Annotated in this window: 10 protein-coding genes and 1 pseudogene; all 11 read left to right on the top strand. The window is 60.5% G+C overall.

Annotation, left to right across the window (positions count from 1 at the left end):
• Nucleotides 1-141: 141 nt before the first annotated feature.
• A pseudogene (locus REA38_RS24540) lies at nt 142-561 on the top strand (HipA domain-containing protein); the annotation flags it as partial.
• Between the two features lie 146 nt (nt 562-707).
• Nucleotides 708-2,297 carry a peptide chain release factor 3 gene (prfC, locus tag REA38_RS24535; protein WP_004933094.1) on the top strand — a complete coding sequence of 530 codons (1,590 nt, stop codon included), beginning with the start codon at nt 708-710 and terminating at the stop codon, nt 2,295-2,297.
• Between the two features lie 516 nt (nt 2,298-2,813).
• Nucleotides 2,814-3,428, top strand: a complete 615-nt coding sequence (gene osmY, locus REA38_RS24530; protein ID WP_033637016.1) for a molecular chaperone OsmY — start codon at nt 2,814-2,816, stop codon at nt 3,426-3,428.
• A 160-nt stretch (nt 3,429-3,588) separates the two neighbouring features.
• Entirely contained in the window at nt 3,589-3,750 is a 162-nt protein-coding gene (locus REA38_RS24525; RefSeq protein ID WP_004857650.1) for a DUF1328 domain-containing protein, read from the top strand.
• A gap of 68 nt (nt 3,751-3,818) precedes the next feature.
• Nucleotides 3,819-4,004 (top strand): stress response protein, encoded by a 186-nt coding sequence (locus tag REA38_RS24520; protein WP_033649120.1) that lies wholly within the window; start codon nt 3,819-3,821, stop codon nt 4,002-4,004.
• 10 nt (nt 4,005-4,014) lie between these two features.
• Entirely contained in the window at nt 4,015-5,133 is a 1,119-nt protein-coding gene (locus REA38_RS24515) for a patatin family protein (RefSeq protein WP_033652870.1), read from the top strand.
• Nucleotides 5,130-5,912 carry a TatD family hydrolase gene (locus tag REA38_RS24510; RefSeq protein ID WP_033649122.1) on the top strand — a complete coding sequence of 261 codons (783 nt, stop codon included), beginning with the start codon at nt 5,130-5,132 and terminating at the stop codon, nt 5,910-5,912. Before REA38_RS24515 ends, REA38_RS24510 begins: the two co-directional genes overlap by 4 nt.
• Nucleotides 5,913-6,095: 183 nt before the next feature.
• Nucleotides 6,096-7,373, top strand: a complete 1,278-nt coding sequence (locus REA38_RS24505) for a NupC/NupG family nucleoside CNT transporter (RefSeq protein ID WP_033637021.1) — start codon at nt 6,096-6,098, stop codon at nt 7,371-7,373.
• Between the two features lie 370 nt (nt 7,374-7,743).
• A complete protein-coding gene (gene deoC / locus REA38_RS24500) occupies nt 7,744-8,523 on the top strand; it encodes a deoxyribose-phosphate aldolase (RefSeq protein ID WP_033641793.1) in 780 nt (259 codons plus the stop codon).
• A gap of 66 nt (nt 8,524-8,589) precedes the next feature.
• Nucleotides 8,590-9,912: a thymidine phosphorylase gene (deoA, locus tag REA38_RS24495; protein ID WP_060388147.1), complete on the top strand. Its 1,323-nt coding sequence runs from the start codon at nt 8,590-8,592 to the stop codon at nt 9,910-9,912.
• A 70-nt stretch (nt 9,913-9,982) separates the two neighbouring features.
• Complete coding sequence (gene deoB / locus REA38_RS24490; protein WP_308886790.1) at nt 9,983-11,206, top strand: phosphopentomutase; 1,224 nt, start codon at nt 9,983-9,985, stop codon at nt 11,204-11,206.
• Nucleotides 11,207-11,280 lie beyond the last annotated feature (74 nt).

Below are 11,280 nucleotides of genomic sequence, written 5' to 3'. Positions count from 1 at the left end.
AGGCGAGTCGATGAGAAAACGACTGGCACAGGTTGACTGAAAGTGAACGGTCGGTGTAATAAAAAGAAGTTAGGGCGCGTTAGGAAATAACGCGTTCACGTTCCCCCGGAATAACCGTTCAACTTCGGCAGAATACGCAGCAGTGAACCTTTAGCGGATGCGCAGCAAATGGCACGCCGTCTGTTGGCGAATATTTTGCTCGCCAATGGCGATGCTCACGTAAAGAATTGGTCCATGATCTATCCAAACCAGACCGATGTTCGGCTTTCTCCCGCTTATGACATCGTCACTACGTTGGCCTATATTCCTGGTGAATCTGAGGCCGCGCTCAATATGGCGAAGGAAAAACGCTGGGATAGGATCTCAATGCAAACCTTCGAGCGCTGGGCTGAGCGGGTCGATATTCCCTGGCCTGCGATTCGTGTGCACCTTGTGGATGCCATCGACAAGGCGCGAAATTTGTGGCCGGAATTATTGGAAAGCCTGCCGATGGCGGACGATCACAAATCGATATTGCGTCGGCATTGGGCCGCTTTGTCCCCCGATTTCCGCCTGCGTTAGCGGGAAATCGGATCCATTGATTGTCACCGGTTGGCAAATCGGCGAAAATGCCCGGCTGTTATCTTTTATTCACCGCTTTGCCCGGCGCCGCGATCGGCGCGTTCTGATGATGTCGCAGGGCGGACTAACCGTAGAACCTGAAAACCATGTCTCCTAGTGAATTTGCCCGCGAAGTCTCCAAAAGAAGAACTTTCGCCATCATTTCGCACCCCGATGCCGGTAAAACCACCATTACTGAAAAAGTGCTGCTGTTCGGACAGGCGATCCAGACCGCCGGTACGGTAAAAGGCCGCGGCTCCAGCCAGCACGCCAAATCCGACTGGATGGAAATGGAAAAGCAGCGTGGGATCTCGATCACCACCTCGGTGATGCAGTTCCCGTACCGCGACAGCCTGGTCAACCTGCTGGATACCCCGGGGCACGAAGACTTCTCCGAAGATACTTACCGTACTCTGACCGCCGTCGACTGCTGTCTGATGGTGATCGACGCCGCCAAGGGCGTTGAGGATCGCACCCGCAAGCTGATGGAAGTGACCCGTCTGCGCGACACGCCGATCCTGACCTTCATGAACAAACTGGACCGCGATATCCGCGATCCGATGGAAGTGATGGATGAAGTCGAGCGCGAACTGAAGATCGCCTGCTCGCCCATCACCTGGCCGATCGGCTGCGGCAAGCTGTTCAAGGGTGTTTACCACCTGTACAAGGATGAAACCTACCTGTACCAGACCGGTAAAGGCCACACCATTCAGGAAGTGCGCATCGTCAAGGGTCTGAACAACCCGGAGCTGGATGCGGCGGTGGGTGAAGATCTGGCGGCGCAGCTGCGCGATGAGCTGGAGCTGGTGCAGGGCGCTTCCCACGAGTTCGATCAGGAGGCTTTCCTGAGCGGCGAGCTGACCCCGGTGTTCTTCGGTACCGCATTGGGCAACTTCGGCGTGGATCACATGCTGGACGGCCTGGTGGCCTGGGCGCCGGCGCCGATGCCGCGCAAAACAGACACCCGCGAAGTGACGGCGGCGGAAGAGAAATTCACCGGCTTCGTGTTCAAGATCCAGGCCAATATGGATCCGAAACACCGCGACCGCGTGGCCTTTATGCGTGTGGTTTCCGGCCGCTACGAGAAGGGCATGAAGCTGCGCCAGGTGCGCACCGGCAAAGACGTGGTGATCTCCGACGCGCTGACCTTTATGGCCGGCGACCGTTCGCACGTGGAAGAAGCCTATCCGGGCGACATCATCGGCCTGCACAACCACGGCACCATTCAGATCGGCGATACCTTCACCCAGGGTGAAGACATGAAGTTCACCGGCATCCCGAACTTCGCGCCGGAACTGTTCCGCCGCATTCGCCTGCGCGATCCGCTGAAGCAGAAACAGCTGCTGAAGGGGCTGGTGCAGCTGTCCGAAGAGGGCGCGGTGCAGGTGTTCCGTCCGATCGCCAACAACGATCTGATCGTCGGTGCGGTCGGGGTGCTGCAGTTCGACGTGGTGGTAGCGCGCTTGAAGAGCGAGTACAACGTGGAAGCGCTGTACGAGTCGGTCAACGTGTCGACCGCGCGCTGGGTCGAGTGCGACGACGTGAAGAAGTTCGAAGAGTTCAAGCGCAAGAACGAGATCAACCTGGCGCTGGACGGCGGGGACAACCTGTCCTATATCGCGCCGACCATGGTGAACCTCAACCTGACGCAGGAACGTTATCCTGATGTGACCTTCCGCAAGACGCGCGAACACTGATCAATCGGCAGGGCGCCCAGTGCGCCCTGCACGCCTCTCCTATTCCCACTGCGCTAATTAATAAACCTCCCTCATATTTTTCTTGCGAACCTAGGACACCAGGCGATGTTCGTTCGGCCTGCATTTTCCGTCTAATGGTCTATCTTTAACGGGATGTCCGCACATTGCTTGAGAGTAAATCACTGTAATATGTTGTTTGTTTGGTGAGTTATTCTGATGTGTTGCCGATAGGAGACAGTCAGTGTCTTTAAATATCAATGAGATAGCTATATTTCAGTTTTGTGTGACTTAGCCTGTCGTCAATAGGCGACAGTTTTTTGGCTAAAAATCCAACGTCTGATTTATTTTATTTGATTTTTAAGGGTTTTTTTGAGTTGGCACGGCCGTTGCAATATTCCTGTCGTGAACGCTTAATCGTATAGCGATGATGAAGTATTTACCGAGAAGGCCGCGTGAAGGTGGCCGCAGGGTTCCGGCGCTCTGGCGTTGTGAGCCCCCAACAAAAGGAAGAGATCGATGAAAAAGACCAAATTTGCACACTCGCTGATGGCTGTTGTATTGGGTTCTGTGTTGGTCAGCGGCAGTGCGCTGGCCGAAGAGAGTCTGCTCAACAAGGCGTCTAACGCCGCGGACAGTGCCGGTGCCAAAATCGATAGCTCCATGAAAAAAGTTGACGGTTACATGGATGACAGCGCGATAACGGCTAAAGTTAAAAGTGCGTTGGTGGAAGATAAAACCATCAAAAGTTCTGACATTTCGGTGAAAACCGAAAAAGGCGCCGTGACCCTGAGTGGGTTCGTCGGCAGCCAGGCGCAGGCGGAGCATGCGGTCGCTGTCGCCGGCAAGGTGGAAGGCGTCAAGACCGTCAGCGACAAGCTGCACGTGAAAGATGAAGCCAACCAGTCGATCAAATCGTATGCCGGCGACACCGCCACCACCAGCGAGCTGAAAGCCAAGCTGCTGGCCGATGACATCGTGCCGTCGCGCAATGTGAAAGTGGAAACCACCGATGGCGTGGTGCAGCTTTCCGGTGAAGTGAAAACGCAGGCGCAGTCTGAGCGTGCGGAAAGCATCGCCAAGGCCATCGACGGCGTGAAAAGCGTGAAAAACGACCTGGTGGTCAAGCCGTAATCCCGCCAGGCGCCCGTAACAAGTAACAACAAGCCGCATCGGTCGGGCCGTGAAGGCGGCCCGACATGTACCACCAAAAAAAGAAACTGATTTGCCGTCGCGCCCCGTTGTCGGGGCGGTAGACAGCAGCGAATTTTTTCACAATGGTAAGGAGAAGCTTATGTTTCGTTGGGGCATTATCTTTTTAGTCATCGCGCTTATCGCTGCGGCACTGGGGTTCGGTTCGCTGGCGGGCACCGCCGCCTGGGCGGCTAAAATCGTGTTTGTCGTCGGCATTATCCTGTTCCTGGTCAGCCTGTTCACCGGCCGCCGGCGCCCTTAGCCGGCCGGTATTTTCCTGCAAACTGTAACAAAGCTTAATTCCTTTTCTCACGTCGGGGAGGGCCGGCCATGAACAGCGACATCATCGTCGGGCGCTGGAAACAGCTGAAAGGCCAGGTATGGCAGGCATTGGCCGAATGGTCCGGCAGCGATTGCGTCTGGCTGGCCGGCAGTAATGATTTCCTCGCCGGCGTGCTGCAAGAGGATTACGGAAGAGAGCGAGACGCGGTATCCTCGGAGAAAACGTCTCACTGAGGATGCCAAGTTGGGATACAGAATACCCATCACGCTCGGCAATATAGAACCGCTGGCGTCTAAGCCCTTTCGGCCAGGCAAGATGGCGCTGGTCTGCGAAGGCGGCGGCCAGCGCGGCATTTTCACCGCCGGCGTGCTGGACGAGTTTCAGCGCGCGGGCTTTAACCCATTCGACCTGCTGATCGGCACGTCGGCCGGCGCCCAGAATCTGTCCGCCTACATTTGCGGGCAGGTGGGCTACGCGCGCCGGGTGATCACCCGTTACACCACCTCGGCTCAATTCTTCAATCCGCTGCGCTTCGTGCGCGGCGGGCATCTGATCGATCTCGATTGGTTGGTTGATACGGCGGCGGCGCAGATGCCGCTGGCGATGGACGTAGCGGAACGGCACTTTACCGACGGGCGCGAGTTTCTGCTGTGCGCCTGCCGCAGCGACGATTTCGAACCGACCTATCTGCCGGCGCAGCGCGAGCGCTGGCTGCCGGCCATCAAGGCGTCCAGCGCCATTCCCGGCTTCTATCGCCAGGGCGTGGAGCTGGACGGCATCAGCTATCAGGACGGCGGCATCAGCGATGCGATCCCGGTGGAAGAGGCCTATCGCCGCGGCGCCGACACCATCGTAGTGATCCGCACCGTGCCTTCGCAGATGTACTACACCCCGCAGTGGATGAAGCGCATGGAGCACTGGCTGAGCGACAGCAGCCTGCAGCAGATGGTGCGTATCCTGCAGCATCACGAGCAAAGCTATCACCGCATCCAGCGCTTTATCGAGAAGCCGCCGGGCAAGCTGCGCATCTTCGAGATCTTCCCGCCGAAGCCGCTGGCCAGCAATGCGCTGGGCAGCCGACTGGGGTCGCTCAATCAGGATTATCACCTGGGGCGCCGCTGCGGCCGCTATTTCCTGGCCACCGTCGGCCAGTGGATGGCGCAGCCGGAGCCGGACGGCATGAGGGTGAAAAAAGCGCTGTCGCGCCGCCTGATCCAGCCGGAGAACGTCAGAATGCCTTCGCCGATCGTGACCGACATCGTCATGCCGTCCGATCTTGGCGCGCAGCCGGAGGCCGCGGTGGTGGCGCCGAAGATCATTCTGCCGGGCGATCTGCCGCCGGGTGAAGGGGGCGCGCTGTGAGCTATGCCTTTACCGACACCCACTGTCATTTCGATTTCCCGCCCTTTACCGGGCATGAGGGCGAGAGCCTGGTGCGAGCGGCAAGCGCCGGCGTCACGCGCATCATCGTCCCGACGGTCACCGCCGATCGCTTCGCGCGGGTGCTGCGGCTGGCGCAGGATCACGCGCCGCTGTTCGCCGCGCTGGGGCTGCATCCGCTGTATATCGCGCAGCATCATGAGCCGCAGTTGGAGCAACTGGCGGCGCTGCTGGCCGAACGGCCGCGCAAGCTGGTAGCGGTGGGGGAGGTCGGGCTCGATCTGTATATGGACAACCCGCAGTTCGAGCGCCAGCAAAGCGTGCTGCTGGCCCAGTTGCGGCTGGCGAAACAGCATGACCTGCCGGTGATCCTCCATTCGCGCCGCACCCACGATCAGCTGGCTGCGGCCCTGCGGCGCGTGCAGCTGCCGCGTCGCGGCGTGGTGCATGGCTTCGCCGGCAGCCTGTCGCAGGCGCAGGCGTTTATCCGCCTCGGCTATTACATCGGCGTGGGCGGCACCATCACCTATGAGCGGGCGCAGAAAACGCGCGGCGTGATGGCGCAGCTGCCGCTCGAGGCGCTGTTGCTGGAGACCGATGCGCCGGACATGCCGCTGGCGGGCTATCAGGGGCAGCCGAATCGTCCCGAACGCGCCGCCGAGGTGTTTCAAACGCTGTGCGAGCTGCGGCCGGAACCGGCCGACGAGATCGCCGCCCATCTGCAGCGCAATGCTCAGGCGCTGTTTGCCATGCCGGATTGATGAGGTGATAACGTGACATGCGTCACGTTATAAGATTTTCATTTGCGTCTCGTTGTATGCATTTGTGACATAAATCGGTGCGAGAGTGACCTCGCTCAGTATAATCCCCCCGAAACTCTCCAATAGCAGACCTCTCTTTATGAGCAGGGATGTATTTTATTTTTTGCAACAGGGAAACTTTGCATGCAACTCATCATGAGCCTAGTCGGCATGGCGGTGCTGATCGCCATTGCGGTGCTGCTCTCCAGCAACCGCCGGGCCATCAAACTGCGCACCGTCGCGTGGGCGTTCATCATTCAGGTCGGCATCGGCGCGCTGGTGCTGTATGTGCCGCTGGGCCGCAGCATCCTCGGCAGTATGTCGAACGGCGTGGCAAACGTTATCGCCTACGGCAATCAGGGCATTTCGTTCATTTTCGGCGGGCTGGTGTCCGACAAGATGTTCGAGGTGTTCGGCGGCGGCGGCTTCGTGTTCGCGCTGCGCGTCCTGCCGGTGATCGTGTTCTTCTCCTCGCTGATTGCGGTGCTGTACTACCTCGGCATCATGCAGTTGGTGATCCGCGTGCTGGGCGGCGGGCTGCAAAAGCTGTTGGGCACCTCGCGCACCGAATCGCTGTCGGCGACCGCCAACATTTTCGTTGGTCAGACCGAAGCGCCGCTGGTGGTGCGTCCGTATATCGCCACCATGAGCCAATCAGAACTGTTCGCGGTGATGTGCGGCGGCCTGGCCTCGGTGGCCGGTTCGGTGCTGGCGGGATATGCGCAGATGGGCGTGCCGCTGGAATACCTGATCGCCGCGTCCTTCATGGCCGCGCCGGGCGGGCTGCTGTTCGCCAAGCTGATGGTGCCGGAAACCGAGCAGACCCACGATAAAGACGATGCGATGAAGCTGATCGCCGAAGAGGATCGTCCGGCCAACGTGATCGACGCGGCGGCTTCCGGCGCGGCCTCCGGCATGCAGCTGGCGCTGAACGTCGGTGCGATGCTGCTGGCGTTTATCGCGTTGATCGCCTTGCTTAACGGCATTCTCGGCGGCATCGGCGGCTGGTTCGATTATCCGCAGCTGTCGCTTGAACTGATCCTCGGCTGGGTGTTCTCGCCGATCGCCTTCCTGATCGGCGTGCCGTGGAGCGAGGCGATGACCGCCGGTTCGTTCATCGGTCAGAAGATCATCGTCAACGAGTTCGTCGCCTACATGAACTTCGGCGCCTATCTGCGTCCGGACGACGTAGTGGCAGCGGAAGGCCTGCAGGTGCTGTCGGCCCATACCAAGGCGATCATCTCCTTCGCGCTGTGCGGCTTCGCCAACCTTTCCTCGGTGGCGATCCTGCTGGGCGGTCTGGGCAGCATGGCGCCCAATCGTCGCCACGACATTGCGCGCTTCGGTCTGAAGGCCGTGGCGGCGGGCACGCTGTCCAACCTGATGAGCGCCACCATCGCCGGCTTCTTCCTGGCGCTGTAAGCCATCCCGAGTCCCGCGACGGCGCGACCGATCGCGGGACTCCGCCTATACTCTAAGCAACGCGGGTACGTGCCGCACCCGCGATCTTCAGCCGCTTCTTTAGCGAATTTGTGAACGATATCGCGTTATTTTGTGATGTTCTTCACATATAATTCCGGTCTGTTACAGTGCTATTTCATATAGTGTGACGATGAACGCGAATCGCCTCCGGCATTCGTGTTCAAATAGCTATTACTGGCCGGCCGCAAGGCGGGTGGCCATGTGCGGTGAGAAGGATCTCAGTTGCCGCCGCGGGAACGCCGTTCCCCAGCGCTATCTTCATGGAACCAAGTCCGCTCGCCAACACCCAGGTACTCAGTTGGAGAGTTTTATGACCGAATTAACCGCAGCAGCGCAACGTGCGCTGAACCTGATGGATTTAACCACGCTGAATGATGATGACACCGACGAGAAAGTGATCGCGCTCTGTCGTCAGGCCAACAGCCCGGCCGGCCACACGGCGGCCATCTGCATCTACCCGCGTTTTATCCCGGTGGCGCGCAAGGCCCTGCGCGAGCAAGGCACGCCGGACATCCGCATCGCCACCGTGACCAACTTCCCGCATGGCAACGACGATATCGACATCGCGCTGGCGGAAACCCGCGCGGCCATCGCCTATGGCGCGGATGAAGTGGACGTGGTGTTCCCTTACCGCGCGCTGATCGCCGGCAACGAACAGGTCGGCTTCGAGCTGGTGAAACAGTGCAAGCAGGCTTGCCAGGCGGCTAACGTGCTGCTGAAAGTGATCATCGAAACCGGTGAGCTGAAGCAGGCCGATCTGATCCGCAAGGCGTCCGAGATCGCCATCAAGGCCGGGGCGGACTTTATCAAGACCTCCACCGGCAAGGTGCCGGTCAACGCCACGCTGGAAAGCGCCGAGCTGATGATGTCGGTGATCCGCGATATGGGCGTGGCGAAGACGGTGGGCTTCAAGCCGGCCGGCGGCGTGCGCACCGCAGAGGATGCGCTGCATTATCTGCAGCTTGCCGATCGTATTCTGGGCGAAGGCTGGGCCGATGCGCGGCATTTCCGCTTTGGCGCTTCCAGCCTGCTGGCCAGCTTGCTGGCCGCGCTGGGCCACCAGACCCAGACCGCCGGCGGCGGCTACTGATCGATTTCGTTGGCGGGCGCCAGGCGCGCCCGCCTGCACCGACTCTCGGCGACACAGGGGGATGCCTTGTTCCTGGCTCAAGAAATTATTCGTAAGAAACGCGACGGCCAGCCGTTAAGCGAAGCGGAAATCCGCTTTTTCATCAACGGCATTCGCGACAACGTGGTGTCGGAAGGGCAGATCGCCGCGCTGGCGATGACCATTTATTTCCATGACATGAGCATGCCGGAGCGCGTGGCGCTCACTATGGCGATGCGCGATTCCGGCACCGTGCTGGACTGGAAAAGCCTGGCGCTGAACGGCCCGATCGTCGACAAGCATTCGACCGGCGGCGTGGGCGACGTGACCTCGCTGATGCTTGGCCCGATGGTGGCGGCCTGCGGCGGCTATGTGCCGATGATCTCCGGCCGCGGCCTGGGGCATACCGGCGGCACGCTGGACAAGCTGGAAGCCATTCCGGGCTTCAATATTTTCCCGGACGATAACGCCTTCCGCAAAATCATTCAGGACGTCGGCGTGGCGATCATCGGCCAGACCAGCTCGCTGGCGCCGGCGGACAAACGTTTTTACGCCACCCGCGACATCACCGCCACCGTGGATTCGATCCCGCTGATCACCGCCTCCATTCTGGCCAAGAAGCTGGCGGAAGGGCTGGATGCGCTGGTGATGGACGTGAAGGTCGGCTCCGGCGCCTTTATGCCGACCTATGCGCTGTCGCAAGATTTGGCGCAGGCGATCGTCGGCGTGGCCAACGGCGCGGGCTGCAAGACCACCGCGCTGCTGACCGACATGAACCAGGTGTTGGCCTCCAGCGCCGGCAACGCGGTGGAAGTGCGTGAAGCGGTGCGCTTCCTGACCGGCGAATACCGCAACCCGCGCCTGCTGGAAGTGACGCTGGCGCTGTGCGTGGAAATGCTGCTGTCCGGCGGCCTGGCGCAAGACGAGGCCGACGCGCGCGCCAAACTGCAGGCGGTGCTGGACAACGGCAAGGCGGCGGAGGTGTTTGGCCGCATGGTGGCGGCGCAGCAGGGGCCGATAGACTTCGTCGAACGCTACGATAGCTATCTGCCGGCGGCAACGCTGAGCAAGCCGGTGTATGCTGAAAAGCCGGGCATCGTCAGCGCCATGGATACCCGCGCGCTGGGCATGGCGGTGGTTGCGCTGGGCGGCGGCCGTCGCCGGGCGAGCGACGCCATCGATTACAGCGTTGGCCTGACCGAGGTGGCGCGCCTGGGCGAGAAAGTGGATGCCCAGCAGCCGCTGGCGATGATCCACGCCAACGATGAAGAGAGCTGGCAGCAGGCGGCCGATGCGGTGCGCAGCGCGATGATGCTGAGCGACAAGGCGCCGGAAGCGACGCCGGTGGTGTATAAGCGCATCACGGAATAACCCAAGAATCAGGAACGGCCGCGGCTTTTTCGCGGCCGTCCAAAGCGTGAGAACACGCAGGAGAGCACAGATGAAACGCACATTTATTATGGTATTGGACTCCTTCGGCATCGGCGCCAGCGAAGACGCCGAACGTTTTGGCGATCAGGGTTCCGACACCCTGGGCCACATCGCCGAGGTTTGCGCGCACGGTGAGGCCAACGTGGGCCGCCAGGGCCCGCTGACGCTGCCTAACCTGAGCCGTCTGGGCCTCGGCAAAGCGGCGGAAGAGTCCACCGGCAACTTCCCGCAGGGGTTGGATCGCAACGCCGACATCATCGGCGCTTACGCTTACGCCAGCGAACTCTCTTCCGGTAAAGATACGCCGTCGGGCCACTGGGAAATCGCCGGCGTGCCGGTGCTGTTCGACTGGGGCTATTTCAAGGACGAGCACAACAGCTTCCCGCAGGCACTGCTGGACAAACTGGTCGAACGCGCCAAGCTGCCGGGCTACCTGGGCAACTGCCACTCATCCGGCACCGTGATCCTCGATCAGCTGGGTGAAGAGCACATGAAAACCGGCAAGCCGATTTTCTACACCTCCGCCGACTCGGTATTCCAGATTGCCTGCCATGAAGAAACCTTCGGCCTGGATCGCCTGTACGAGCTGTGCGAAATCGCGCGTGAAGAGCTGACCGAAGGCGGGTATAACATCGGCCGCGTGATCGCGCGTCCGTTCGTCGGCGACAAGCCGGGCAACTTCCAGCGCACCGGCAACCGTCACGATCTGGCGGTAGAGCCGCCGGCGCCGACCGTGCTGAAAAAGCTGGTGGACGAGAAGGGCGGCGAAGTGGTGTCGATCGGTAAAATCGCCGACATCTACGCCAACGTCGGCATCACCAAGAAGGTGAAGGCGACCGGCATCGACGCGCTGTTCGACGCGACCCTGATCGAAATGGAAAAGGCCGGCGACAACACCATCGTGTTCACCAACTTCGTGGACTTCGACTCCTCCTATGGCCACCGCCGCGACGTGGCGGGCTACGCCGCCGCGCTGGAGCTGTTCGACCGCCGCCTGCCGGAGCTGCTGAAGCTGGTGAAAGACGAAGACATCATCATCTTCACCGCCGACCACGGCTGCGACCCGACCTGGCCGGGCACCGACCACACCCGCGAGCACATCCCGGTGCTGGTTTACGGCCCGAAAGTGAAACCGGGCTCGCTGGGCCACCGCGAGACCTTCGCCGACATCGGCCAGACCGTCGCCAATTACTTTGGCCTGTCGCCGATGGATTACGGTAAGAGCATGTTCTAAGCCCTGTCTTTCAAGCCGCAGCGTTGTTAGCTTCACGCGTGAACCCCAGTCACTTACTCAAGTAAGCTCCTGGG

The sequence above is a fragment of the Serratia sp. MF1(2023) genome (assembly GCF_030954545.1).
Classification (GTDB): domain Bacteria; phylum Pseudomonadota; class Gammaproteobacteria; order Enterobacterales; family Enterobacteriaceae; genus Serratia; species Serratia sarumanii.
Note: the sequence above shows the minus strand (reverse complement) of the source record. Positions and strands in the feature narration are given on the sequence as shown.

Bases quoted from the DNA above. Each gene is read 5' to 3' on its own strand.
- deoC (WP_033641793.1), top strand. From the start codon at position 7,744: ATGACCGAATTAACCGCAGCAGCGCAACGTGCGCTGAACCTGATGGAT.
- prfC (WP_004933094.1), top strand. From the start codon at position 708: ATGTCTCCTAGTGAATTTGCCCGCGAAGTCTCCAAAAGAAGAACTTTC.
- REA38_RS24520 (WP_033649120.1), top strand. From the start codon at position 3,819: ATGAACAGCGACATCATCGTCGGGCGCTGGAAACAGCTGAAAGGCCAG.
- REA38_RS24505 (WP_033637021.1), top strand. From the start codon at position 6,096: ATGCAACTCATCATGAGCCTAGTCGGCATGGCGGTGCTGATCGCCATT.
- REA38_RS24525 (WP_004857650.1), top strand. From the start codon at position 3,589: ATGTTTCGTTGGGGCATTATCTTTTTAGTCATCGCGCTTATCGCTGCG.
- deoB (WP_308886790.1), top strand. From the start codon at position 9,983: ATGAAACGCACATTTATTATGGTATTGGACTCCTTCGGCATCGGCGCC.
- osmY (WP_033637016.1), top strand. From the start codon at position 2,814: ATGAAAAAGACCAAATTTGCACACTCGCTGATGGCTGTTGTATTGGGT.